Raw genomic sequence first — 22,454 nt, forward strand, 5'->3', positions numbered from 1 at the left:
CGAACCGCAGCGAGTTGCGGCCGGCGGCGGCTGTGGCGCGAGGAGGACGTCACCTGGAAGGGCAAGTTCCGCGGACCCCTGCACGGGGTGACCAGCCTGCCGCGCCCGTTCGCCGGCGCGCCCCGGATCTGGCACGGCTCGGCGACCACCGTGACTTCGGCCGAGCTGGCCGCGAAGTGGGGTGACCCGCTGTTCTCGGCCAACGCGATCCAGCCACGGGACAACTACACCGTCCTGATCGAGCACTACCGGAAGGAGCACGCCGAACACGGTCACGACCCGCGGTTCGCCTTCGTCGGCGCCGGAGCGGGGATTCCTGTACCTGGCCGACACGACGCAGGAGGCGCGTGAGGCCTTCGGCCCGGCCCACGAGAAGATCGTGGCGTTCTTCAACCAGCCGGGGAACCACACCCAGGGCAACGCGATGGAGTTCCCGACCATCGACGACGCGATCGCACGCGGGCCGGTCCTGGTCGGCAGCCCGCGGCAGATCGCCGAGAAGATCCTGTGGTGGCACGAGGCGTTCGGGCACGACCTGCAGTCCTTCAGCCTGCCCACGATGATCCCGCACGAGCAGCAGCTGGCCATGCTCGAACGCTTCGCCGCCGAAGTCGTGCCCGTGGTGCGCGCGGCGGCGCCGACGGCACTGTGGACCGAGCACGACCCCTACGGCGGCCGTCCCGCCGTCCACGGCCGCACCGCCACCGATGCGGCCGGCGCCATCGAAGGAGCGACCACGCGGTCGAGCCCACGGCCTGCCGGACCGCGAACCGTGGCCCGACAACTGCGCTAAGGCAGCTCCAGGTGCTCGCGCAACGTCGTGCCTTCGTACTCGGTGCGGTAGACACCGCGGTCCTGCAGCTCGGGCACCAGCCGGTCGACGATGTCGTCGAGCGCCGCCGGGACCAGGTGTGGGCTGACGTTGAACCCGTCCACCGCGCGGGTGTGGACATAGCGCGCCCACTCGTCGGCGACCTGCCCCGGCGTGCCGACGAAACCGTGCTGGCGCGGCTGGACCTCCAGCACGAGCTGGTGGATGGACAGCTTCTTCGCCTCCGCCAGCTGCCGCCACTGCCGGATCCGGTCGAGCTTCCCGGTCCGGTCGGCGATCGAGATCGTTCCGCGCGACGGGTCGAGTTCGCCTTCCACCGGTTCGACGTCCGGTAGCGGGCCGTGCGGGTCGTAGGCCGACAGGTCCTGGCCCCAGTACTGTTCGAGGAACGCCAGCGCGCGCTGCGGCGTGATCTGGCGCCGCCGGATGTCCTGCGCGCGCTCGGCCGCGTCGGCGGGGGTGTCGCCGAGCACGACGGTCGCACCGGGCAGGATCCGGACGGCGTCGGCGGGCCGGCCGTGGCGGGCGAGGCGGGCGCGCAGGTCTTCGGCGTAGGCGAGAGCCTGGTCGTAGGCGGTGTTGGCCGAGAAGGCGACGTCCGCGTACTTCGCCGCCAGTTCGCGGCCACCGGGGGAGTCGCCGGCCTGGAACAGCACCGGCCGGCCCTGCGGGCTGGGCGGCACGGTCGGGGCCGCCCGCACGTTGACCAGATCGGTGTGCCGATCGACCAGCCCGCCGCCGGACCAGAGCGCGAGGGCCGCTTCGACGAACTGCTCGGCGCGTTCGTACCGGCGTTCGTGGGCCAGCCAGCCGCCGTGGCGGAAGTTGGCGCCGGTCCAGGCGTTGTCGGTGGTGACGATGTTCCAGCCCGCCCGGCCGCCGGACAGGAAGTCCAAAGAGGACAGTCGGCGGGCGAGGTCGGCGGGGAAGTTGTAGGTGGTGTTCTGGGTGGCGACCAGCCCGATGCGCGTGGTGGCGGCGGCCAGTGCGCTCAGCTGGGTGATCACGTCCGGGCGGCCGGCGACGTCGAGGGCGTGCACGCGGCCGCGGTTCTCCCGCACCCGCAGCCCTTCGCCCAGGAAGAACGCGTCGAACAGCCCGCGCTCGAGGGTCCGCGCCACCGACACGTAGGTCTCGATCTCGGTGTGCGGCGCGTTCGACGGGTCGTCCCACAGGAACTGCGGGCCGACGCCGGTGTAGAACACGCCGAGGTGCAGCCGCGCGGTCATGCCGCACCCCCGACCGCGAACAGGCTCACCGGGCGGGCGAGGCCGAGCGACTCGCGCAGGGTGGCGCCCGGGGCCGGCGAGTGAGCAGACCTTCGGTGCGCAGCGCCGGCAGGACTTCACCGGCCAGCACCGGCAGGTCGGTCGCCGCGGCGGGGTGCAGCCGGACGCCGTCGACTGAAGTCGACGTGGTGCACCTTGCCGGGGTCGAGGTACCGCCCGTTGGCGACGTCTTTGACGACGGCGTCGTCGTCCCAGGAGTCCCACAGCCTGCGCACGACTTCGACGACGTCGGCGACTTCGTGGTGCAGCGCGTCTGGGTCGAGCCGGGAGCCGCCGGCGGTGGCGACGACACCGGCCACCGCGCCGGGGGACAGCCGATCGGGCGAGGCGCCGTCCAGCTCCACGGCGACGTGCAGACTGCGAAAAGTCATGCTTTCACAGCTATCCGGTGCACGGCCTCGGCGCACGCACGTTCAGGATGTGGACCGCGCCGCCGGATGCCTCGTCCAGGATCTGGAATCGGCCGGTGGCTCGTTGACCGGGCTCGACGCGCTTCCTAAGGTTCGTCAGTGTCAGCGGAAAGCGCCCGCGCTTTTCTTCCCTTTCCTTTCCGGAACAGGTACCCCCATGCCCGAATCCGTCTGGGTCGCCCAGTCTGATCCGCGGGTGCGGCCCTTGCTCGCCGACCTGGCCCGCGAGTATTCGTCCCGCTACCACCGCGTGCTCAACGACGTCCACTTCGAACTCCGTGAGTACCCGCCCGAGCGGTTCGCTCCGCCGCACGGTGGATTGCTGCTGCTCCTCACGGACGGTGTCGCGGTCGCGGGTGGGGCGTTCCAGCGCTACGACGCAGAAACCGCCGAACTCAAGCGCATCTGGACTCATCGCGCGCACCGCGGCCACGGACTCGGCCGCCGGGTCGTCGCCGAACTGGAGGCCGAAGCCGTCCGCCGCTACTCCCGGCTCCACCTGACCACCGGCCCGAACCAGCCCGAGGCACGCGGGCTCTACCTGGCGACCGGCTACACACCGCACTTCGACGTCGAGGCCGTCCCCGCCACGCGGTTGCGGTTCTCGAAAGCGCTTCCGGTCGTGGTGGCCGCGCGATGACCAGCGACCTTGGAACCCGGCCCGCGTCCGCCGCGGCGCCGGATGAAGCACTGAAGATCGTTCCCGCGCGGCACCCGTGGACCTGGATCGCGGCCGCCGTGGTGGCGGTCCTCGTCGCGATGGCCGGGCACGCCCTGGTGACCAACACCGCGTTCGACTGGCCGACGTTCTCGCGGTTCGTCTTCCAGAAATCGATCTTGGAAGCGGTCGCGCTGACGCTCGAACTGACGTTGTTCGGCGTCGTCGCGGGATTCCTGCTCGGCACCGTCCTGGCGGTGCTGCGCATTTCCCGCAATCCGTTGCTGCGGGCGGTCAGCTGAACCTACACGTGGATCTTCCGGTCCGTGCCGCTCATCCTGCAACTGCTGTTCTGGTACAACCTCGCGATCCTCTACAACGAGATCTCCTTCGGCGTCCCGTTCGGCCCGTCGTTCGTGTCGGTGGGGACGATGAGCCTGATCCCGCCGTTCCTCGCCGCCGGCCTCGGGCTGGCCCTGCACCAGGGCGCTTACGCCGCCGAAATCGTGCGCGCCGGGTTCCTCTCCGTGGACGCCGGGCAACGCGAGGCCGCCGCCGCGCTGGGCATCCCGGCCGGGCGCCAGTTCCGCCGGATCGTGCTGCCGCAGGCGATGCGCACCATCGTGCCGACCGCCGCGAACGAAATCGTGGGCCTGCTGAAGGCGACGTCCCAGGTGTACGTCATGGCCCTGCCGGAGTTGTTCTACCAGGTCCAGGTGATCTACACGCGCAGCGGCCGGGTGATCCCGCTGCTGCTGGTGGCCACCGCCTGGTACCTCGCGCTGACCACCGTGCTGTCGGTCGCGCAGTACTACGTCGAGCGCCACTTCGGCCGCGGTGCCCAGCGCACCTTGCCGCCGACGCCCCTGCAGCGCCTGCGCACGGCCTGGAGGCGGGCATGACCGCGGACTTCATGGTGGACGTCCGGGGCGTCCACAAGAGCTTCGGGGCGCTGACCGTGCTGGACGGCGTCGATCTCCAGGTGCGCCAGGGTGAGGTGACTGTGCTCCTGGGACCGTCCGGGTCCGGGAAGTCGACGCTGCTGCGGCTGATCAACCACCTCGAACGTGCCGACCGCGGCTTCATCAGCGTCGGCGGGGAGCTGATGGGCTACCGGCGGTCCGGCGACCGCCTGCACGAACTGAAGGAGCGCGAGATCCTCAAGCAGCGCACCAGGATCGGGTTCGTGTTCCAGAACTTCAACCTGTTCGGGCACCTGACGGTGCTGGAGAACGTCGTCGAGGCGCCGGTTTCCGCGCAACGCCGTCCGCGCGCCGAAGCCGAGGCGAAGGCGCGAGAGCTGCTCGTCCGCGTCGGGCTCGCGGAGAAGACAGCCGAGTACCCGCGGCGGTTGTCCGGCGGGCAGCAGCAGCGGGTCGCGATCGCGCGGGCGCTGGCGCTCGAACCGGACGTCCTGCTGTTCGACGAACCCACCTCGGCGCTCGATCCGGAGTTGGTCGGCGAGGTCCTGGAAGTCATCCGCGACCTGGCGAAGGCGGGCACGACCATGGTCGTCGTCACCCACGAGCTGGGCTTCGCGCGCGAAGTCGCCGACACCGTCGTGTTCCTCGACGAGGGCCGCGTGGTCGAACACGGCCCGCCTGCTCAGGTGCTCGACCACCCCCGTCACGCCCGGACCCGGGCCTTCGTCGACAAAGTCCTTTGAGGAGAGTCATGAAGCTGAGAACCCTGTTGCTCGCATCGGTGTTCGCGCTCACCGCGTGCGGCAGCCCCGAAGCGGCGACCGCTCCGGCGGCCGGCCGGCCCGGTGGCGTCAACGTCACCGCCGACCAGAACCGCGTCCGGGCGCAGAAGGTCGACGCGATCGCCGCGCTCGTCCCGGCCGACATCCGGAACCGCGGCACCCTGGTCGTCGGGACCACCGGCAACGGCACTCCGCCGCTGTCCTTCCGTGCCGACGACGACAAGACGGTCATCGGCGTCGAACCCGACCTCGCGCAGCTGGTCGCCGACGTCCTCGGGCTCAAGCTCGACCTGCAGGCGTCGTCGTGGGAGAACCTGTTCCTGTCGGTGGAGAACCGCCAGTTCGACGCCGGGTTCTCGAACATCACGGTGACCGAGGAGCGCAAGGACAAGTACGACTTCGCCACTTACCGCAAGGACACGATCGCGTTCGAGGTCAAGAACGAGAAGAACATCTCGGTACGCGAGCCGAAGGACATCGCCGGACTCACCGTGGGCGTCGGCGCCGGGACGAACCAGGAGCAGATCCTGCTGCGCTGGGACCAGCAGAACAAGGCCGCCGGGCTGGCGCCGGTGAAGTTCCAGTACTACCAGGCGACCTCGGACTACTACCTCGCGCTGCAGTCCGGCCGCATCGACGCCTACGTCGGCCCGAACCCGACCTCGGCCTACCACGTGGCCGTCGACGGGAAGACCAAGATCGTCGGCACGGTTTCCGGTGGCGGGGCGATCCCCGCGGACATCGCGGCGATGACCAAGAAGGACGACGGCCTGGTGAAGGCGCTGCAGCAGGCTCTGGACACGGTCATCAAGAACGGCCAGTACGCGGCGGTCCTCAAGCGCTGGAACCTCGCTTCCGAGGCGTTGCCCGCGTCGGAGGTCAACCCGCAGGGCCTGCCCCGCACGTGACGCGACCGCGGCGACGAACCGGCTCGCCAGGCTTGGGGGAGCAGCTGCGGTAGTGTCCGCCGAGTGCGTGGTGGCGGCTTCGACGACTTGGACCGCGCTCTGCTGCACGCGTTGCAGGTGGACGGCCGTGCGCCGTTCCGGCTGCTGGGGTCGGTGCTGGGCGTGTCGGACCAGACGGTGGCCCGCCGGTACGCCCGGCTGCGCGGCGCGGGGTCGCTGCGGGTGGTGGGGCTCAGCGATCCCGCTGTGGTGGGCGACGCGCAGTGGGTGGTGCGGGTACGGGCGACACCGGAGGCGGCCGGGCAGGTCGCCGACGCACTGGCGCGGCGTGCGGACACGAGCTGGATCAGCGTGTGCTCGGGTGGGACGGAGATCGTCGCCGCTGCCTACGGCGTCACCGCGGGACCGCTGCTGCTGGACACGCTTCCGCGCACGCCGCAGGTCGTCGACGTCGAAGCGCACCAGGTGCTGAAGGTCTTCTACGGCGGTGCCGGCAAGCCGTTCACCAAACACGGTCCGCTCGACGAAGCCCAGCTCGCCCGGCTGACGGCGGAGCTTCCGGTCGTGGGCACGGCGTCGCCGTCGGTCGACGAGGTCGATCGGCGGTTGCTGGACGTCCTGCGCGTCGATGGCCGGACCTCGGTGGAGGAGCTGGCGGTCGCGGCGTCGGTTTCGGCCGCGACGGCCCGGCGTCGGCTGCACGACTTGCGTGCCGGCGGGGTGCTCCGCCTGGATGTCGACGCCGATCTGGCGTTGTTCGGGCTGCCGGTCCGCACGGTGCTGTGGCTGACCGTCGCCGCGGCGCAGCTCGATGTCGCCGGTCAGGCGCTGGCCGCACACCGCGAGGTCGCCTACGCCGCGGCGACGACCGGTGAAGCGAACGTTTTCGCCACGGTGTCCACCCGCGACACCGCGGCGCTCTACCGGTATCTGACGTCGGAGATCGGGGAACTGCCGGGTGTCGGGCCGGTGCGGTCGGCGCCGGTGCTGCGCCACGTCAAGGCGGCGACCGTCCACTACGGACCCGGCTGAGGTCGTGTCGAGATCCGTCGGCGGAGGGCGGCCGAACGTCGATTGTGCGCGGACAACCCCCGGATCCGGGCGTTCCGCGAGGCCCGGTAGTTGTCTCGTGGCTCAGCAGCAGTCGTGGGTTGGGGAGGGCTGAGATGACGGACATCGTGCTGGTGCACGGAGCATGGAGTGACTCGTCGGTCTGGGAGGGAGTGGGAGAAGCCTTGAAGCGCGAGGGCCATCGCGTGCTGGCGGTGTCGCTTCCGCTCACCTCGCTCGCCGACGACGTCGTCGCGACCCGGAGGTCCGTCGAGGCGTGTGACGGCGGCGTGGTGCTGGTCGGCCATTCGTACGGCGGCGCCGTGATCTCCGAGGCCGCGAGAGGCGAAGGCCGGGTGCGGGCGTTGGTGTTCGTGGCGGCTTACGCGCCTGATGAGGGTGAGTCGATCGCCGAGCTGAGCGGTCGAGGTGCGACGACGCCCGGCCGCGACGCAATCCGGTTCGGTTCGGACGGGTGGACCAGTCTCGACCCGGCGCGGTTCCGCGACGCGCTCGCGGCCGACGTCCCGCCGGAGCGGGTGCGTGAGCTGGCGCGGACGCAGAAGGCGACGCACAGCGCGTGCCTGGGAGCACCCGCCGGGCGCGGTGCGTGGCACGACCTTCCCAGCAGCTACGTCCTGTCGGCCGAGGACCGGATCCTCGATCCGGGACTGCAGCGCTGGTTCGCCCAGCGGGCCGGTGCCACCGTCGTCGAGCTGGCGGCGAGTCACCTCTCACCCGTTTCCCGTCCCGAACCCGTCGCTGCGGCGATCAGCGCCGCTGCGCGGGGTTCCGGACTAGGCTGAACGGGTGGACGAGCCGACCGCCCCGCGCATCCTCGTGATCGAGGACGCCGAAGCGATCCGCGTGGCCGTGGAGGCCGCGCTGACCACCGCCGGGTTCTCGGTACGGGCGTGCGCGGACGGCACCGGGCTCGAGGCCGAATTCGCCCGCGCCCGGCCGGACCTCGTCGTGCTGGACGTCATGCTGCCCGGTCGCGACGGCTTCGAGCTGCTGCGCCTCATCCGGCGGCACTCGGCCGCCGGGGTGGTCATGCTGACCGCCCGCGACGGCGTCGAGGACCGCCTGCGCGGCCTGGGCGAAGGCGCCGACGACTACGTGGTGAAGCCGTTCGTGCTGGCCGAGCTGGTCGCGCGGGTGACAGCCGTGCTGCGCCGGACCGGCCGCACCCGGCCCACCGTCGAGATCGGCGACCTGGTGGTCGACGTCGAGGGCGGGCGGGTCCGCTACGGCGCCGCCGACGTCGAGCTGACCACGACCGAGTGGAAGCTGCTCGTGCACCTCGCCGAGCACCGCGACCGGGTCGTGTCCAAGACGCAGGTCCTCACCGCGGTGTGGGGCTACGGCGACTACGCGGAAAACCTCGTCGAGGTCAACGTGAGCACGTTGCGCCGCAAGCTCGAAGCGTACGGCCCGCGCGTGGTGCACACGGTCCGCGGCCAGGGGTACGTCCTGCGCGGCGACCCGTGACCGGCCTGCGGACGACGTCGCTGCGCCGCCGGGTCACCGTCACCGTGCTGGTGGTCCTGGCGGTGGTGCTGGTCGCCGTCGGGCTCGTCGTCGACACGGTGTTCCGCGCGCAGGCCGAGCGGGACGTCAACGCCGTGCTGACCGCGCGGGTCCAGCTGGCCCAGCAGCTGGCGAAGCAGAACGTGGCCCCGCAGAACCTGCTGCGGCGCCTGGAAACGCGCGGCGTGCGGGCGTCGCTGGCGCTGCCCGACGGGACGTTCTTCGGCGCGGCGGATCCGCCGGCGGACGACCGGATCCGCCAGGTGCGGGCGACCCTGTCCGGTCCCGCGCGGATCGACGGCGCGAAGCTGACCCTGACCGCCGACGAGTCGCTGGTGGCGACGGCCGAGCAGAACCTGCGCTGGGTGCTGCTCGGCACCGGCCTGGTGGCCCTGCTCGTCGCCGCGGTCGCGTTGCTGCTGGCCGTCCGGTTCGCGCTGGCGCCGCTCGACGCGATGACGCGGCTGGCGCGCACGATCGTCTCCGGCGGGCGCGGCGGCCGGCTGGCACCCGAGCGCACCGGCACCGAGCTGGGGCGGGCGGCAGCCGCGTTCGACTCCGCGCTCGACGCCCTCGAAGGCGCGGAGCGGGCGGCGCGGGCGTCGGAAGCGCGCACGCGCCAGTTCGTCGCGGATGCGGCCCACGAGCTGCGCACCCCGCTGGCCGGGGTCCAGGCGGCGGCCGAGGCGTTGCTGCAGCAGCCGTCCGACGCACCCGCCGAGCAGCGGGAGCGGTTGCAGCTGCTGGTGGTCCGCGAGTCGCGGCGGGCCGGGCAGCTCGTGGCGGACCTGCTCGACCTCGCCCGGCTCGACGCGGGCGCGCAGCTGGACCGGGTGCCGGTTCCGTTGCTCGAAATCGTGCGGGCCCAGGCCGAGCAGGTGCGGCTGACCGCGCCGGACGTCGTGGTCGAGGTGTCCGGGCCGGACACCCGCGTGCTCGGCGACCGCGCGCGGCTCACGCAGATCGTGGCGAACCTGACCGGCAACGCGGTGCGCGCGATGGACGGCCGCGGGACGCTGTCGCTCGAGGTCACCGGAGACGGGATCACGGTGACCGACACCGGACCCGGCGTGCCGGGACCGGACCGTGAGCGGATCTTCGACCGCTTGGTGCGTCTCGACGCGGCTCGCGGCGGCGAAGGCGGATCCGGCCTGGGGCTGCCGATCGCCCGCGGGTTCGCCCGCGCCCACGGCGGCGACCTGTGGTGCGAGGCGGCCCCGGGCGGCGGCGCGCGGTTCCGGCTGGCCGGCCTCCCGCAGCTCGACGGTCGTGAGTGAGAAACAGTGTTAGAACACTGTTTCTCACTCACGACCGTCAGGCGAAGAGGCCGTCCATCCGTCCACTGTGGCCGGGGAGGATCTGGCCCGCGTCCGTGCCCAGCACGTCCTCGACCAGGCTCGCGTAGACGTCGCGGAAGTCCGTGGTCAGCTTGAGGTCGCCGTCGTCCAGGTCGGTCAGGCTCGGCTCCGCGCCGTGGAAGCCGCCCTTCACCTTGGAGCCCAGGACGAACACCGGGCCCGCCGTGCCGTGGTCGGTGCCCTGGCTCGCGTTGGCCGTCACCCGCCTGCCGAACTCCGAGTACACCAGCACCGTCGCCTGCTTGCCGCGGTCGGACTTCGCCAGGCGCTGGGCGAACGGCGTCAACGCGCCGTCCAGTTCGGTCAGCAGGCGCTGCTGGGTGCCGCGTTCGTCGGCGTGCGTGTCGAATCCGCCCAGCGACACCGAATACACCCGCGACGGCACGCCCGCTTCGACCAGCCCGGCCACGACGTCCAGCTGCGCGGCCAGCTCTCCCTTGCGGGGCTGGGTCTTCCCTTTGTCCGTTGTGGACGGTCCGAGCGTCCGGACGGCCCGGTGCAGGTCGTTCACCGAACGTGCCGCCCGTGCCTGCCAGAACCCCTCGCCGGCCTGCGCGGTGCCCAGGCCCTCGAACGCCTTGCCCAGCGCGCCGTCCGGCAGCTTCAGCCCGCCGACCGGCAGGGACGCGGCGGCCGTCCGCTCGCCGGCCAGCATCGGCGGCAGCACCGGGTCGACGGACACCGCGCGCAGCGGGTCGTCGCCCGTGGCGTCCAGCCAGCGGCCGAGCCAGCCGGTCGGCACCGCTGTCTCCGGCGACGCCGTCTGCCAGATCGCCATCGACCGGAAGTGGCTGTGGTCGGGCTTCGGGTAGCCCACGCCGCGCAGCACGGCGAGCTGCCCGCCGTCCCAGAGGCTCTTGAAACCCTTCATGCCCGGGTTGAGTCCGAGGCCTTCGCCGAGGTCGAGCACTTCTTCGGGCTGGTACGCGAGTTCGGAGCGCGCGTTCCGGTACGCCGGGTCGCCCGCCGGGACGACCGTGTTGAGCCCGTCGTTGCCGCCGTAGAGCGTGACGACGACGAGGACGCCGGCGCCCGGGTCGAGCGGGTTCTCGCCGGCGGCCGTCATGAGGTGGCCCCAGTCGACCTGGGTGGCGCCGGCGGCGAGCGCCGCCGCGGCCGTCACGCCGGTCGCGGTCAGGAACCGGCGTCGGTTCACCTGCTGCACGATCGTCACCCGCTCACTGCGTATTCGGGGGCACAAGCGGCCACTGTGGACAGTTGACGCACGGTGCCGGCGACACCGGCGAGCGCGGCGCGGGTCCGGTCGGACCAGGCGTCGACGCCGAGGAGGTCGCCGATCGCGGCGACCTTGTCCCGCGCCTTCGTCACCGCGCCGAGGTCGGCGTGCGTGGCGACGAGCTGCGCCACGTGCAGCCGCGCGACGCCCGCGGATGTCGTCAGCCAGGCGCCGCCGGCCGCCCAGCCGCCGACGCTGGGTGGTTCGAACGGCACCTGGCCCATCCCGCGCAGCCCGGCCAGCAGCTGCGCACGGGTCTTGTCGTCGAGCTTCGCCGGCCGGACGCCGAGCGCGCGCAGCAGCCCGGCCAGCCATTCGACCGGCTGCTTGACCAGCGACGTCGCGCTGTCGCGGAACGCCGGTTCGTCGGTGACCGCGCGCAGCAGCGCCCGGACATCGCGGCGGCTCCCGTAGGCGGCGACCAGCCGGGCGAGCGCGTCGGCGGGCGGCGGGGTCGCGGAGACGAGCCGGAACCACACGCGCCCGGCCACGAACGCCGCCGATTCGGGCCGGCCGAGGACGAGATCGGTGAAGGACTGCGCGTCGAAGTCGCCGCTCGCGCCGAGGATCTTCTTGACGCCGTCGTCGTGCCGCTTGGGGACCATCTGCGCGCCGTCGGTGTCGCGCTTCGCGGACCAGCCGGTGAGCGCCCGCGCGGCTTCGCGGACGTCGTCCTCGGTGTAGTGCCCGACGCCGAGGGTGAACAACTCCATGAACTCGCGGGCGAGGTTCTCGTTGGGCTTGCCCGCCTTGTTGCCGGTGCCGTCGAGCCACAGGAGCATCGCCGGGTCGACGACCATCGCGTGGGCCAGGTCGGTGAAGCTGCCGAGGGCGTGGTCGCGCTGGGTCCGGTTCTGCGCGAGCATCAACCGCGGGCTGCGGACCTTCTGCTCACTGGTCGCGAAGTGCCCGTGCCAGAACCAGGTGAGCCGCTCCACCGACGCGACGTCGGCGGCGGCCATCCGGTCCAGCCACCAGCCGACGGCTTGGGCCGCCTGGGCCTGTACCTGCTTGTTCGCCTGCTGTTTCGCGGCCTGGTCGGCGTTCTTGCCGGGCTTGTCCGGCGGCGGGCCGAGGTCGGGCATCGGCGTCGCGGCCGCCCCGGCGTCCGGGCCGGTGCCGAGCAGCCGGTCGCGGGTCTCGGCGAAGCCCCGGTCGAGATCGCCGGGCCGGGGCCCGAAGCCGAGCCGGTCGTGCAGCCGCCGGACGGCCGCGCGTTCGGAGAGGACCACCATGCCGCCGATCCTGCGGCGCGCGACCGCGTCGCGGCGAGCGGCAGACGGGTTTCTTAAGCCGATCCACAGCCGCGCCGGGCGGTAAGGTCGGCGACGTGACGACGCCCCCGGACCCGCCGCTCGCGGCCGGGTTCGCGCTCGACGGCACCACCGGCTTCGCCGGGTGACTTCCAGGGGGAGCGCGAGTGCGGATCAGTGACGAGGACTACCTGTGGTTCACCGGGCGCGCCCTCGACGGGATGGCCGCGATCCTCGCGGAGCTGGGCGACGACCGGGCCAACCGGCGGCCGCCGCTGCCCGCGGCGAACACGCCCTACGCGATCGTCACGCACTGCCTCGGCGTGCTCGAATTCTGGGTGGGCTCACTGGTCGCCGGCCGCACGGTGGTCCGCGACCGGGCCGCCGAGTTCACCGCGTCCGGCCCGGTGGGCGCGCTGGTCGAGCGGGTCGCCGCGGCCAAGGAGCGGCTGCGCGCGGACCTGGCGGTGGCCGATCCCGCCGCACCGCTGCGCGCCCCGGTGCCCGTCAAGTACGCGGACACGCCGGCCGGGCGGTCCCAGGGCGGCGCGCTGCAGCACGTGTACGAGGAGCTGGCGCAGCACCACGGCCAGCTCGAGCTGACCCGCGACCTCCTGCGTTAGAGCCGGTCGGCGAGCATCCGCGCCAGCGCGGTGTAGACCTCGGCGCGGTGCTTGCGCAGGTAGATGTTCGTGGTCCGGTTCTGGCCGTGGCTCCGCTTGCCGGTCATGACCAGCTCTTCGTCGTCGGCCACGTCGCAGAAGAAAGCACCGTCACCGAGCCCGGGCAGCGACGTCACGGGTCCGGTGCAGTCCTTCCGGTCGTTCCCCATCGCCTTGGCCGGGCGGTAGGCCGTGGCCGAGGCGACGATCCACAAGTCGAGCACCCACGGGGTCACGTACTTGCCCTCGTAGCGGCACTCGAACTGGGTGCCGGGCACGAACGTCGGGTCCGGCGGGCGCTCGGCCGCGACGAGGCCCTCGCTCGTCCCGAGGACCTGTTGCAGCTCTCCGGTGCCCAGGAACGGGCAGGCCCCGGTGACCTTCGCGGGCGACACCGCGGGCGTGAACGGCTTGGTGGTGGTCGGCACCGCGGTCGTGGCCGGGCGGGCGGTCGTGGCCGCGGTCGTGGCTGTGGCTGGGGCGGACGGCGGTGCCGGAGTCGTGCAGGCGGTGCACACCAGTGCGAGCACGGCCGCGAAGGCGGCCCTGGATCTCCCCATTTCGCCACGATAGCCCGAAAACGCGCGTCACTGAGCGCCGGACCGCAGCGGGACCTCCCGGATGCGCCACGCCGCGACGGCCGCCAGGCCGGCGGCGAGCGCCGCGACGGTGAAGATGTGCGACGTCCCCGTCACCAGCGGGCCGGTGGCCAGCAACGCGCCGAACACCGAGGTGCCGATCGCGCCGCCGATCGTGCGGAACATCGTCGTGTTCGCCGTCGCCACGCCGATTTCCGCGGCCGGGACCGTGTTCTGGGCGATCAGCGTCATCAGCTGCGTGCTCAGGCCGAGCCCGGCGCCGACGAGCACGAGCGCGCCGCTGGTCAGCCAGACCGGGGTGCCGGCGTGGGCGGTGGCGAGCACCGCGCACCCCGCCGACATCGCGAGCGTGCCGATGATCGGGAAGATCCGGTACCGGCCGGTCCGGCTGCTCACCCGCCCGGCCACCTGCGACGCCACGACGACGGCCAGGGTCATCGGCAGCAGGAGCGTTCCGGAGCCGGACGCCGACGCGCCCTGCACGGTCTGCTGGAACAGCGGGACGAACGTGATCGTGCCGAAGCTGACCACGCCGACGACGAAGATGACCGCGGTCGTCAGCCGGATGTTGCGCTCGGCGAACAAGCTCAGCGGCAGGACCGGTTCGCTGCTTCGCCGTTCCACCACCACGAAAGCGCCGAAGGCGACGACGGTGACGGGCAGCAGCACCACCAGCGGTCCGGTGCCGGTGGTCAGCAGGAGCAGGCCGGTGACGGCGGTCGTGAGCAGGAGCGCGCCCGCGACGTCCAGGTGGACCCGGCGCCGGGGTGCCGGCGGCACCACGAGGACGAACGCCGTGGCCGCGAGCACCACCAGGCCGAGCGGGAGGTTGAGGTAGAAGTTCCAGCGCCAGCCCAGGAAGCTCGTCACCAGGCCGCCGAAGAGCGGGCCCCCGATCTGGCCCGCGGCCATCACGCTCGCCGTCAGGCCCTGGTAGCGGCCGCGCTCGCGCGGCGGGACCAGGACGCCGATCAGGGACAGCGCGCCGACGGCCAGCCCGCCGCCGCCCAGGCCCTGCACCGCGCGGAACGCGATCAGCTGCGTCATGTCCTGGGCGAACCCGCACGCGACCGACGCGACCGTGAACAGCGCGATCGCGCTCAGGTGGACGCCTTTGCGCCCGTAGAGGTCACCGAGCTTGCCCCAGATCGGGGTGGAGGCGGCCGTCGTCAGGGTGTAGGCGGTGACCACCCACGACAGCTGGTCGAGGCCGCCGAGCTGGGCGACGATCGTGGGCATCGCGGTGCCGACGACGGTGGTGTCGAGCATCGCGAGCAGCATGCCGAGCAGCAGGACGGCGAACGCCGCGCGCAGCCGCGCCGGGCTCATCGGCGGCGCGGCGCCGGGCAGCGGTGGGGCGACGACCATGACGGTTCCCTAAGGTTGTCGTGTCTGGGGTTGACGCCCTGGATGCCCAGAGCGGTGGGGTGTAGCTGATGACGGTTTGCCTCTGTTGAGGCTCGAAAGGACTGGCTGCCCCACCGCGGCGGGACGCTCCGGCCGCTGATTGAGAGCTTGTTGCGGGTAGTCGCTGTTTAGGGATCTGTCGGCGGGGTGGTCCACGGGCGCAACGACTTCGACGGTCAGGAGCAGGTGAGTGAAGACTCGCCCGGTGGTTTGGGTCGGGATCGACGTCGGCAAGGCCACGCATCACGCGTGCGCCGTCGACGAGACCGGCAAGACGGTGTTCAGCCAGAAACTCGGCAACGACCAGGCCGCGATCGAGGCGTTGATCGCTCGCGCCGGCCAAGCCGGCGAACGGGTGCAGTGGGCGGTCGATCTGACCAGTCCGCTGGCGTTGCTGCTGATCACCGTTCTGCTGGCCGCCGAACAGGCCGTGACCTATGTGCCGGGCCGGGTGGTCAACACGATGACTCATGGATTCCGGGGCGAAGCCAAGACCGACGCCAAGGATGCGAAGGTGATCGCCGAAACCGCCCGCATGCGCCGTGACCTGACCCAGATCACGATGCCAGACGAACTGGTGGCCGGCCTGACCCAGCTGACCCGCTACCGCGCCGACCTGATGTCGGACCGGGTGGCCGGGATCAATCGGTTGCGCGACCTGCTCGGATCGATCTTCCCCGTGTTGGAAGCCGCGTTCGACTACTCGAGCCGGACCCCGTTGATCCTGGTCGCCGGGATGTGCACTCCCGGCGAGATCCGCAAGGCCGGAATCGATGGTGTTGCAACGCATTTGACCGAGAACGGGGCGTGGAAGCCGGGCATTGCCAAGACCGCGGCCGCGGCGATCGGCGCCGCTGAACGTCAAAGCCTGGCTCTGCCCGGCGAAGCTGACACTGCGATGCTGGTCAAGCGCATCGCGGCCAAGCTGCTCGACCTCGATCGCGAGATCAAGGACACTGACAAACTCATCACCTCCCGATTCCGGCAACACCCGTGGGCGGCCATCATCGAGTCCCTGCCCGGCATGGGCCCCGGCCTGGGCGCGGAGTTCCTCGTCGAAACCGGCGGTGACCTGTCTGGTTTCGCCAGCTCGGGCCGGTTGGCGTCCTATGCCGGCTTGGTTCCCGTTCCGCGTGACTCCGGCCGGGTCTCGGGCAACCTGCATCGACCTCGGCGCTACAACCGGCGCCTGCGCAGGGTGTTCTACATGGCCGCACTCTCGAGCCTCAGCTATTCCGAGGGGCCTTCGCGACGCTTCTATGACCGAAAACGCAGCGAACGCCAAGTCCATGCCCAGGCCTTGTTGGCCCTGGCCAGGCGGCTGGTCGACGTGCTGTGGGCTCTGCTGCGAGACGGACGCACATTCACCCCCACGCCGGTGCCGACGGCCGCCGCGGCTTGACACGGTCATTGAGAGTCCCTTCAGGCGTTCAGGACGAGGTCGGCGACGCGGTCCGGCTGCTCGAGCTGCGGCTGGTGGCCCGCTTCGCGCACGACGGTGAACTCGGCGCCTTCGTCGTTCTCGCCGGCGAAAGCCGCCGCGTAGGCGCGTCCGTAGGACAGGTCGGCGATGCCGTCGCTTTCCCCCCAGACGACCCGCACCGGCAGCCGCACCGATTCGAGCCGGTCCCGCAGCGCCGGGTCGTGCATGTACGGGTCGCCGGCGTAGCGGGTCAAGGCGGCGGCGTTGCCCTGCATCGCCGCGAGGCGCTCCGGCGGCAGCAGCGACGGGTCGAGCCGGAAGCGGTCGGGGGTGTGGAAGACGAAGTCGGCGAGCTTGTCCGGCGGGATCGTCGACAGGTCGGTGATCGGGTGCCCTTCCACGGTGATCCCGACGGCGTCCAGCAACACCAGCCGCTCGACGAGGGGCGCGTCCCCGGCGTCGCGGGCGGCCTGCTCGTCGACGCCCAGCTGCGCCGCGATCCAGCCGCCGACCGAGTTGCCCGCCACGACTACGCCGCTCAGGCCGAGTTCGCCCAGCAGCCGCCGGAAGACCCGGGCGAGCGCGGGAACGCCGTCGACCGCGTCCGCGGCCAGGGTGCCGTCGAAGCCGGGGATGACCGGCGTCAGCACCCGCGCGCCGCGCGCCGCGAGCAGGGCCGCCAGGCCGGCCACCGAAGCCGGGCCGGCACCGCCGTGCAGCAGCAGGACCGGGCGGCCGGCACCGCGCTCCTCGACCCGGACGACCAGGTCGTCGTCGAGCCGGACGTCGGTGGTCACCGGCGACTCGCTCGCGTACGTCGTCGCCGGTTCCGTGTGGTAGCGCGCCATGATCTCGGTGATCTCGTGGCCCTGCGCGGGCCGGCCGGCCTCGGCGGCGAACGCACGCAGGTCGCGGAAGTACTGGACGTAGAGGTCCGGGGTGAACGTGTTGAGGATGACGGCAGGCTCGTCGCCCGGGTTCGCGAAGGTGTGCGGCGCGCCCGGCGGCACCATGACGAGGGTCCCGGCGGGGGCGTCGTGGGTCTCTTCGCCCACGGTGAAGCGGACTGTGCCGCGGACGACGTAGAAGCCTTCGTCGTGCTGGGCGTGCCGGTGCTGCGGCGGGCCGTCGGTGTGCGGGGCGACGACGATCTCGCCCAGGCCCAGCCGGTGGCCGGTGGTGCTGCCGTCCTCCAGGATCCGCAACTGGATCGGGCCGGTCAGGGTGGTCTCGCCGGCTTCGGGCCCGACGATCGCGATGCGCGTCATACCGCTCCTCGTGAGAGTTGACTTCCATGAAGAAGGTAAGCCCTCACCTAGCATTCGTGCAAGTGAACTCTTACGATGAGAGCCGGCTCGAGTACGAAAGGCGGCGGCGATGGACGGCGGACGGGTCAACCAGAAGCGGCGGACGCGCAACGCGATCTTGGCGGCGGCGACCGAGCTCGTCCGGGGCGGCCGCACGGTGACGATGCCCGAGGTCGCCAAGGCGGCGGAGGTGTCCGAGGCGACGGCCTACCGTTACTTCCCGGATCTGGCGAGCCTCCTGCGGGAAGCCGTCGCGGGCACGCTGTTCGACCCGGCCGAGGCACTCGCGCCGCTGGCGGGCTGCGCGGACCCGGTCGCCCGCGTCGCCGCCGCGACCGAGCACCTGCTGCGGCACATCCTGACCCACGAGAGCGCGGTCCGCGCCATGATCGCGGCGACGATCACCCGCCCCGCGGACACCGCCGCCCGGCCCGGGCTGCGCTTCGGGCTCATCGACTCGGCGCTGGCGCCGCCGGCCGACCTGGGCGGGCTCGGCGCGCCGGCGCTGGCTCAGCTGAAGCGGGATCTCGCGGTCGTCATGAGTGCCGAGGCGCTCTTCGGGCTCACCGATCTGCACGGACTGCCCGCCGGAGAAGCCGTGGAGAGCATCGTCCACACCGCGAGCGCGCTGACGCGGTTCGCGCTCGAAGGGTGAGGGCAGAGGGATACCATCGGCCCGTCGCGGGAGTGGGGGAAACGATGCGCCGCAAGAAGCTGTGGTGGTCGGCCGGGATACTCGGCCTGGCCACCGTGTTCTGGTTCACCGGGGACCGGCAGCTCGCCGTCTTCGGCTGGAGCACGGGCCTGCTCGGCCTGGGTGTCGCGTACTGGGAAACGAAGGAGAAGACGCCGCCGCCCGAGCCGGTGCCCGGCGGCCCCGGGACGCCGGCGCTCCCGCCGGACCAGGACCCCGTGGTCGTCGCGGCCGCCGCCCGCCGGGTGCGGGACGCCCGGCGGATCGCCGTCTTCGCGACCGCCTTCGCCGTCGCGTCGGCCGGGGTGGCCCTGCTGCCGCTCGGGCCGTGGCGGAATCCGTTCATCGGCTGGGCGATCCTGGGCGCGGTCGGTGCGGTGACCGCGGTGACCGACTCGGTGCGGTTCCGGAAGCGGCTGCCGTCCACCTGGACGGAGCTGGAGGTCCTCGGCCCGGCCGCGGCCGGGCCGTGGCGCCTCGCCCGGACCCCGGACGGCGGTGAGCTCGCGTTCAAGCTGAGCGACACCGACGACGTGCTCCAACGCCACATCGAGGAGACCGGAGTGCTGCGGGTCCTCGGCGAGCCCCGCGTCGGCGGCCCGGTCCGGATCGCCATCCCCGGGGAGCGACGGCTCGGGCTCGCGACCTTCAGCCTGCCGTGACCGCAGCCGCGTCGGGTTGATCCCGGGCCACAGCACAGCGGCGTATTCTCCGACCGTGCTGCCGTCGGCGGCCCGGCGGGCGGTCCTGGACGTCGCCAAGACCGACCTGCCCGCCGCCGAGATCGACGACCTCGTGCTGGCGGTCAGCGAGCTCGTCGACAACGCGCTGCGCCACGGCCGCCCGCCGGTCGGCCTGAAGATCTGGGCGGACGTCGACCACGTGGTCGTGACGGTGCACGACACCGGCGACGGCCCCGGCGACCCGTTCGCCGGGCTGCTGCCCGCCGACCGCCACATCGGCGGCCGCGGGCTGTGGATCGCGCACCAGATCTGCAGCCAGGTGACGCTGCACCGCGACGAGACGGGTTTCACCGCCCGCCTCACCGCGGGGAACGTCCCGCCGGGCCGCTGAACGCACGCCGCGGCATCGTTCTTCGGGAGCGTCTTCGGCTAGTCCCGTGAAGCGCCGCCGGCACTGTCCGGGGTCTTGAGCAACGGCGCGTCCCGGGACAGCTCCCGGAAGCCGACGCCGTAGTACAGCCCTCGCGCATGGGGGTGCCCCGGCGCGCCCAGGCAGGCGACGGTCGCGTGCCGCGCGCCCGCGTCGCGGGCGCGGTGCAGTCCGTGCAGCAGCATCGCGTGGCCCAGGCCGAGGCGCCGGTAGCCCGGGTGCGTGCCGACCGGCTCGAACTCGACGCTCTCGTTCACCTCGTCGAGCCAGAGGATCGCCGAGGCCGCCATCGTGCCGTCCGGCGCCTCGACCAGCAGGTGCAGGTCGCCGCGATACGCCGGGGTCTGCCGGACGCCCTCGTAGCTCGACGCCGTGTACGACGTCGGAGCCCATGCGGCCACGTGGGCCTCGACCGCGGCCTCCGGCCCGGCTTCGGCCGCGGTCCGGAACCGGAATCCCTTCGGCAGCACCGGCTCTTCCACGTCGACGAGGTCGCGTTCGTTGAGCTGCGTCCAGGAGCCCTGGTCGCCGAGGGCGGCCGGGTCGGTCTGGTAACCGTGGGCCGCCCAGCGCTTCAGCGCGAACTCGTCGCCCGCGCACGGCAGGACCGTGCGCTCGATGTCGCCCGCTGCCGCGTCGAACCAGGCGATCACCTCGTCGACCAGGCCGGCGTGCTCCGGGTGGACTTGGTGAGCCAGGTACGCGCTGGTGATGTCCTTGACCGACCCGTCGGTGCGCCGCACCCGGCGGGGGAGCTGCGCCCAGCCCCACGCGACGAGTTCGCCGCCGGAGAACCACAGGCGACGCGGCCAGGTCGCGCCGTCCTCGGCGTGCCCGCGGCCCCAGTTCCAGGCGAGTTCGCCGTAGGACGCGTCGCTGTTCACCAGGTCGGGCCGGGTGGCGGTGATCCGCTGCGCCAGGCCCTGCATGAGTCCGACGTCCTCGGCGGTCAGCAACTCGGCGGTCCCCATGGTCCGCCACTGTGTCAGGACCGCGGGAAGCCGTCGAACGGATTTCCCGGTCGGGTCAAGGGCGTTCGGGGATGCCCGCGAGGACGGCGGTCAGGCTCGGCAGCCACCGCTCCCGCGGGTCGGGCGCCGAGAGCCATTCCGTCGCCACGTCCACCCGGCGCGTCCCGACCGGGAGGGGGAGCAGCGTGCCCCACGCGAGCACTTCGACGGTGCGGGGCAGCGCCGAGCGCGGCGGGATCAGGCCGTCGGTCTCCGCGAGGAGGGCCACTCGCGGGCCGTGCTGGGTGGGCAGGTGCAGGGCCGGGCCGCCGCAGCCCCTCGCCGCCAGGCGCGTCAGGACCGGGCCCGCGCTGAGCTTGGGCAGCGTCACCGCGCAGATCCCGTTCTCCAGCGCCAGGAAGGGGTGGGCGCCGCGCCATTTCACCGGCCAGCCGAACAGGCGGCCGTAAAAGGCGTCGACCCGGTCGCCCGCCGGGTCGCGGGGCGCGGGGTTGCTCGTCGGCACCTGCTGGTCGAGCGACATCGGCGGCGCCTTTCCACGGTGGGGTGAGGTCCGTCAGCCTAACGGCACTCAGTGCCGTTAGCAAGTGCGGCTGCTACCGTCCGGGCCATGACGGATTCGCCGCGCCGCGCGCCGGCCACCCGGGCCGGGGCGACCCCCGCCGGCCGGCGGCAGCTGCGCCGCGCGCTCGCCGCTGCGGCCGTGGACCTGTTCGCGGCCAACGGCTACGAGGCCACCACCGTGGACGACATCGCGGCCGCCGCCGGCATCGGGCGCCGCACGTTCTTCCGGTACTTCGACGCCAAGGACGACGTCCTCTTCGCCAACCACGACGAGATCGTGGCGGAGATGGAAGAAGCCTTCGCCGCCGCCGACCCGGGCCGCGACCCGGTCGAGGTGGCGTGCGGCGCGGTCGGCCTGGTGCTCGACTCCTACGCCGCCGACCTCGACGTCTCGCTCAAGCGGTTCGCACTGACCCGCGCGGTCCCGTCGGTGCGGGACAAGGAGGTCGCGACCGTCGACCGCTACCAGCGCGTGCTCGCCCGCTACCTGCAGGGGCGCTACGAAGCGCAGGGCGACGAGACGGCGAGCCTGCGCGCGGCCGTCGCCGCCGCGGCGATCGCGGCCGCCAACAACCACGTCCTGCGGCGCTGGCTGCGCACCGGCGGCACCGGGGACATCAAGGCCAGCGCGGCCGCGGCGTTCGCGCTGGTCGTCGACGCGTTCCGGACCCCGGCCGGCGAGCAGGCCACGGTGGTCGCGGTGCTGACCACGGCCACCCCGCTGCACGAGGTCGTCGCCCGCGTGGGCGAAGTGCTGCGCGGCTGAGCTGGCACTGAGTGCCATCCTGCTTTCAGCTCGGTTCGCCGGGCCGGTGGGCGGCCGTGATGCCGGCGAGGATGAGGTCCACCCCGGCGAGGAACTGCTCGCGGTCGTCGTGCCCGCGCAGCTCGGCCGCCATCGACCGGGTGACCGGGTACTCCTCCGGGTCGAGGTCCTCCCAGGCGCTCGCCACCGCGTCGAGGAACTCGGTGCGGTTCGCGTGCGGTATCGCGATCCGGGCGTTCGCCGCGTTTTGCCCGGCCGCCCCGAGGATGTAGCTGACGAGGGCCGACGTCGTCGTGAAGCGGTGGCCTTCGGGCACGCCCAGCGCGTGGACCGGACGGCCGACGGCTTCGAAGATCCGCGGGGTCACCGATCCGCGCGAGAGCTGCAGCGCCAGCTGCGTGGCCAGCCACGGGTGGTGGTCGATCGCGTCGAACAGCCCGAGCGCGACCGCGCGGACTTCGTCGCGCGGGGAATCGGCCGAGCCGACCGTCAGCGCGGCGGCCAGTACGCCGTCGGTGGCGGCGTTGAGCAGCTCGCCCTTGTTCGCCACGTGCCAGTAGATCGCCCCCGCCCCGGTGGCGAGGTGCTCGGTCAGCGTCCGGAACGTCAGCCCGGCCTCGCCGCTCGTGTCGAGCAGCTCGATCGCCGCTTCGATGATGCGTTCGCGGCTGAGGGCTTCGGTGCGGCGGCGGGTGCGGGGCGGCATGCCTCATCTTGA

At 72.4% G+C, this 22,454-nt stretch carries 25 protein-coding genes and 1 pseudogene; 16 read left to right on the plus strand and 10 right to left on the minus strand.

Translation table 11 applies throughout. The features are described from left to right. The first annotated feature begins 78 nt into the window (after nt 1–78). Both OG738_RS30280 and OG738_RS30285 read left to right on the plus strand, forming a co-directional pair. Nucleotides 79–351, plus strand: coding sequence for an LLM class flavin-dependent oxidoreductase (locus OG738_RS30280; RefSeq protein WP_329056890.1), 273 nt, complete (start codon nt 79–81; stop codon nt 349–351). Between the two features lie 28 nt (nt 352–379). Further along, the gene (locus OG738_RS30285; protein ID WP_329045925.1) at nt 380–793 is read left to right on the plus strand and encodes a hypothetical protein; all 414 of its coding nucleotides are present in this window, start codon (nt 380–382) and stop codon (nt 791–793) included. Here the strand turns inward: OG738_RS30285 and OG738_RS30290 are convergent. Further along, a complete protein-coding gene (locus tag OG738_RS30290) occupies nt 790–2,061 on the minus strand; it encodes an LLM class flavin-dependent oxidoreductase (RefSeq protein WP_329045926.1) in 1,272 nt (423 codons plus the stop codon). The two genes, OG738_RS30285 and OG738_RS30290, sit on opposite strands and share 4 nt — an antisense overlap. A gap of 116 nt (nt 2,062–2,177) precedes the next feature. Next, nucleotides 2,178–2,492: a hypothetical protein gene (locus OG738_RS30295; RefSeq protein WP_329045927.1), complete on the minus strand. Its 315-nt coding sequence runs from the start codon at nt 2,490–2,492 to the stop codon at nt 2,178–2,180. Between the two features lie 196 nt (nt 2,493–2,688). Here OG738_RS30295 and OG738_RS30300 point away from each other — a divergent pair, with 196 nt between their 5' ends. The 8 genes and pseudogenes from OG738_RS30300 (at nt 2,689) to OG738_RS30340 (ending at nt 9,659) form a co-directional block, all read left to right on the plus strand. Further along, a complete protein-coding gene (locus tag OG738_RS30300; RefSeq protein ID WP_329045928.1) occupies nt 2,689–3,171 on the plus strand; it encodes a GNAT family N-acetyltransferase in 483 nt (160 codons plus the stop codon). Then, nucleotides 3,168–4,091: pseudogene (locus OG738_RS44770) on the plus strand (amino acid ABC transporter permease). Before OG738_RS30300 ends, OG738_RS44770 begins: the two are co-directional and overlap by 4 nt. After that, nucleotides 4,088–4,855, plus strand: a complete 768-nt coding sequence (locus OG738_RS30315; protein WP_329045932.1) for an amino acid ABC transporter ATP-binding protein — start codon at nt 4,088–4,090, stop codon at nt 4,853–4,855. The pseudogene OG738_RS44770 and the gene OG738_RS30315 overlap by 4 nt, the downstream one beginning before the upstream one ends. 8 nt (nt 4,856–4,863) lie before the next feature. Beyond that, nucleotides 4,864–5,802 carry an ABC transporter substrate-binding protein gene (locus OG738_RS30320; RefSeq protein ID WP_329045934.1) on the plus strand — a complete coding sequence of 313 codons (939 nt, stop codon included), beginning with the start codon at nt 4,864–4,866 and terminating at the stop codon, nt 5,800–5,802. 63 nt (nt 5,803–5,865) lie between these two features. Then, nucleotides 5,866–6,834, plus strand: a complete 969-nt coding sequence (locus OG738_RS30325; protein ID WP_329045937.1) for an Lrp/AsnC family transcriptional regulator — start codon at nt 5,866–5,868, stop codon at nt 6,832–6,834. A 134-nt stretch (nt 6,835–6,968) separates the two neighbouring features. After that, a complete protein-coding gene (locus tag OG738_RS30330; RefSeq protein ID WP_329045939.1) occupies nt 6,969–7,658 on the plus strand; it encodes an alpha/beta fold hydrolase in 690 nt (229 codons plus the stop codon). Between the two features lie 4 nt (nt 7,659–7,662). Further along, on the plus strand, nt 7,663–8,343 hold the full coding sequence (locus OG738_RS30335; RefSeq protein WP_329045941.1) for a response regulator transcription factor: 681 nt from the start codon (nt 7,663–7,665) through the stop codon (nt 8,341–8,343). After that, nucleotides 8,340–9,659, plus strand: coding sequence for a sensor histidine kinase (locus OG738_RS30340; protein WP_329045943.1), 1,320 nt, complete (start codon nt 8,340–8,342; stop codon nt 9,657–9,659). Before OG738_RS30335 ends, OG738_RS30340 begins: the two co-directional genes overlap by 4 nt. Before the next feature lie 37 nt (nt 9,660–9,696). On the opposite strand, the gene OG738_RS30345 is transcribed toward OG738_RS30340, so the two are convergent. Both OG738_RS30345 and OG738_RS30350 read right to left on the minus strand, forming a co-directional pair. Then, the gene (locus tag OG738_RS30345; RefSeq protein WP_329045945.1) at nt 9,697–10,914 is read right to left on the minus strand and encodes a DUF1501 domain-containing protein; all 1,218 of its coding nucleotides are present in this window, start codon (nt 10,912–10,914) and stop codon (nt 9,697–9,699) included. Next, nucleotides 10,911–12,212: a DUF1800 domain-containing protein gene (locus OG738_RS30350; RefSeq protein ID WP_329045948.1), complete on the minus strand. Its 1,302-nt coding sequence runs from the start codon at nt 12,210–12,212 to the stop codon at nt 10,911–10,913. Before OG738_RS30350 ends, OG738_RS30345 begins: the two co-directional genes overlap by 4 nt. A 185-nt stretch (nt 12,213–12,397) precedes the next feature. Between OG738_RS30350 and OG738_RS30355 the strand changes: the two genes are divergently transcribed. Beyond that, the gene (locus tag OG738_RS30355) at nt 12,398–12,853 is read left to right on the plus strand and encodes a mycothiol transferase (protein ID WP_329045950.1); all 456 of its coding nucleotides are present in this window, start codon (nt 12,398–12,400) and stop codon (nt 12,851–12,853) included. Here OG738_RS30355 and OG738_RS30360 read toward each other — a convergent pair. Together OG738_RS30360 and OG738_RS30365 are read right to left on the minus strand one after the other, a co-directional pair. Continuing rightward, the gene (locus OG738_RS30360; protein ID WP_329045953.1) at nt 12,850–13,452 is read right to left on the minus strand and encodes a hypothetical protein; all 603 of its coding nucleotides are present in this window, start codon (nt 13,450–13,452) and stop codon (nt 12,850–12,852) included. The genes OG738_RS30355 and OG738_RS30360 overlap by 4 nt on opposite strands. Nucleotides 13,453–13,479: 27 nt before the next feature. After that, nucleotides 13,480–14,859 carry an MDR family MFS transporter gene (locus OG738_RS30365; RefSeq protein ID WP_329045955.1) on the minus strand — a complete coding sequence of 460 codons (1,380 nt, stop codon included), beginning with the start codon at nt 14,857–14,859 and terminating at the stop codon, nt 13,480–13,482. Nucleotides 14,860–15,088: 229 nt separating this feature from the next. On the opposite strand from OG738_RS30365, the gene OG738_RS30370 reads away from it, so the two are divergent. Further along, entirely contained in the window at nt 15,089–16,300 is a 1,212-nt protein-coding gene (locus tag OG738_RS30370; RefSeq protein WP_329045958.1) for an IS110 family transposase, read from the plus strand. 20 nt (nt 16,301–16,320) lie between these two features. Here the strand turns inward: OG738_RS30370 and OG738_RS30375 are convergent, their stop codons facing one another. Next, the gene (locus tag OG738_RS30375; protein ID WP_329045960.1) at nt 16,321–17,589 is read right to left on the minus strand and encodes an alpha/beta fold hydrolase; all 1,269 of its coding nucleotides are present in this window, start codon (nt 17,587–17,589) and stop codon (nt 16,321–16,323) included. A 109-nt stretch (nt 17,590–17,698) separates the two neighbouring features. On the opposite strand from OG738_RS30375, the gene OG738_RS30380 reads away from it, so the two are divergent. From OG738_RS30380 to OG738_RS30390, 3 genes are read left to right on the plus strand one after another with little or no spacing between them, the layout of a single operon-like run. Beyond that, entirely contained in the window at nt 17,699–18,283 is a 585-nt protein-coding gene (locus OG738_RS30380; protein WP_329045963.1) for a TetR/AcrR family transcriptional regulator, read from the plus strand. Between the two features lie 44 nt (nt 18,284–18,327). After that, nucleotides 18,328–18,984 (plus strand): hypothetical protein, encoded by a 657-nt coding sequence (locus OG738_RS30385; RefSeq protein ID WP_329045965.1) that lies wholly within the window; start codon nt 18,328–18,330, stop codon nt 18,982–18,984. A 55-nt stretch (nt 18,985–19,039) separates the two neighbouring features. Continuing rightward, on the plus strand, nt 19,040–19,396 hold the full coding sequence (locus OG738_RS30390) for an ATP-binding protein (protein ID WP_329045967.1): 357 nt from the start codon (nt 19,040–19,042) through the stop codon (nt 19,394–19,396). A gap of 38 nt (nt 19,397–19,434) precedes the next feature. On the opposite strand, the gene OG738_RS30395 is transcribed toward OG738_RS30390, so the two are convergent. After that, nucleotides 19,435–20,406 carry a GNAT family N-acetyltransferase gene (locus OG738_RS30395; RefSeq protein ID WP_329045969.1) on the minus strand — a complete coding sequence of 324 codons (972 nt, stop codon included), beginning with the start codon at nt 20,404–20,406 and terminating at the stop codon, nt 19,435–19,437. 55 nt (nt 20,407–20,461) lie between these two features. After that, nucleotides 20,462–20,929: a glycogen operon protein GlgX gene (locus OG738_RS30400; protein WP_329045972.1), complete on the minus strand. Its 468-nt coding sequence runs from the start codon at nt 20,927–20,929 to the stop codon at nt 20,462–20,464. A gap of 87 nt (nt 20,930–21,016) precedes the next feature. Between OG738_RS30400 and OG738_RS30405 the strand changes: the two genes are divergently transcribed. Further along, nucleotides 21,017–21,736, plus strand: a complete 720-nt coding sequence (locus tag OG738_RS30405; RefSeq protein ID WP_329045974.1) for a TetR family transcriptional regulator — start codon at nt 21,017–21,019, stop codon at nt 21,734–21,736. 25 nt (nt 21,737–21,761) lie between these two features. Here the strand turns inward: OG738_RS30405 and OG738_RS30410 are convergent, their stop codons facing one another. Next, on the minus strand, nt 21,762–22,442 hold the full coding sequence (locus OG738_RS30410) for a TetR/AcrR family transcriptional regulator (RefSeq protein ID WP_329045977.1): 681 nt from the start codon (nt 22,440–22,442) through the stop codon (nt 21,762–21,764). Nucleotides 22,443–22,454 lie beyond the last annotated feature (12 nt).

Origin of the sequence: Amycolatopsis sp. NBC_01488 (assembly GCF_036227105.1) — a bacterium.
Classification (GTDB): Bacteria; Actinomycetota; Actinomycetes; order Mycobacteriales; family Pseudonocardiaceae; genus Amycolatopsis.

Excerpts from the sequence above, each read along its gene's own strand:
- OG738_RS30290 (WP_329045926.1), bottom strand. The coding sequence starts at position 2,061 with ATGACCGCGCGGCTGCACCTCGGCGTGTTCTACACCGGCGTCGGCCCG.
- OG738_RS30385 (WP_329045965.1), top strand. The coding sequence starts at position 18,328 with ATGCGCCGCAAGAAGCTGTGGTGGTCGGCCGGGATACTCGGCCTGGCC.
- OG738_RS30320 (WP_329045934.1), top strand. The coding sequence starts at position 4,864 with ATGAAGCTGAGAACCCTGTTGCTCGCATCGGTGTTCGCGCTCACCGCG.
- OG738_RS30300 (WP_329045928.1), top strand. The coding sequence starts at position 2,689 with ATGCCCGAATCCGTCTGGGTCGCCCAGTCTGATCCGCGGGTGCGGCCC.
- OG738_RS30405 (WP_329045974.1), top strand. The coding sequence starts at position 21,017 with ATGACGGATTCGCCGCGCCGCGCGCCGGCCACCCGGGCCGGGGCGACC.
- OG738_RS30380 (WP_329045963.1), top strand. The coding sequence starts at position 17,699 with ATGGACGGCGGACGGGTCAACCAGAAGCGGCGGACGCGCAACGCGATC.
- OG738_RS30295 (WP_329045927.1), bottom strand. The coding sequence starts at position 2,492 with ATGACTTTTCGCAGTCTGCACGTCGCCGTGGAGCTGGACGGCGCCTCG.
- OG738_RS30400 (WP_329045972.1), bottom strand. The coding sequence starts at position 20,929 with ATGTCGCTCGACCAGCAGGTGCCGACGAGCAACCCCGCGCCCCGCGAC.
- OG738_RS30375 (WP_329045960.1), bottom strand. The coding sequence starts at position 17,589 with ATGACGCGCATCGCGATCGTCGGGCCCGAAGCCGGCGAGACCACCCTG.
- OG738_RS30360 (WP_329045953.1), bottom strand. The coding sequence starts at position 13,452 with ATGGGGAGATCCAGGGCCGCCTTCGCGGCCGTGCTCGCACTGGTGTGC.
- OG738_RS30315 (WP_329045932.1), top strand. The coding sequence starts at position 4,088 with ATGACCGCGGACTTCATGGTGGACGTCCGGGGCGTCCACAAGAGCTTC.
- OG738_RS30410 (WP_329045977.1), bottom strand. The coding sequence starts at position 22,442 with ATGCCGCCCCGCACCCGCCGCCGCACCGAAGCCCTCAGCCGCGAACGC.
- OG738_RS30330 (WP_329045939.1), top strand. The coding sequence starts at position 6,969 with ATGACGGACATCGTGCTGGTGCACGGAGCATGGAGTGACTCGTCGGTC.
- OG738_RS30350 (WP_329045948.1), bottom strand. The coding sequence starts at position 12,212 with ATGGTGGTCCTCTCCGAACGCGCGGCCGTCCGGCGGCTGCACGACCGG.
- OG738_RS30395 (WP_329045969.1), bottom strand. The coding sequence starts at position 20,406 with ATGGGGACCGCCGAGTTGCTGACCGCCGAGGACGTCGGACTCATGCAG.
- OG738_RS30365 (WP_329045955.1), bottom strand. The coding sequence starts at position 14,859 with ATGGTCGTCGCCCCACCGCTGCCCGGCGCCGCGCCGCCGATGAGCCCG.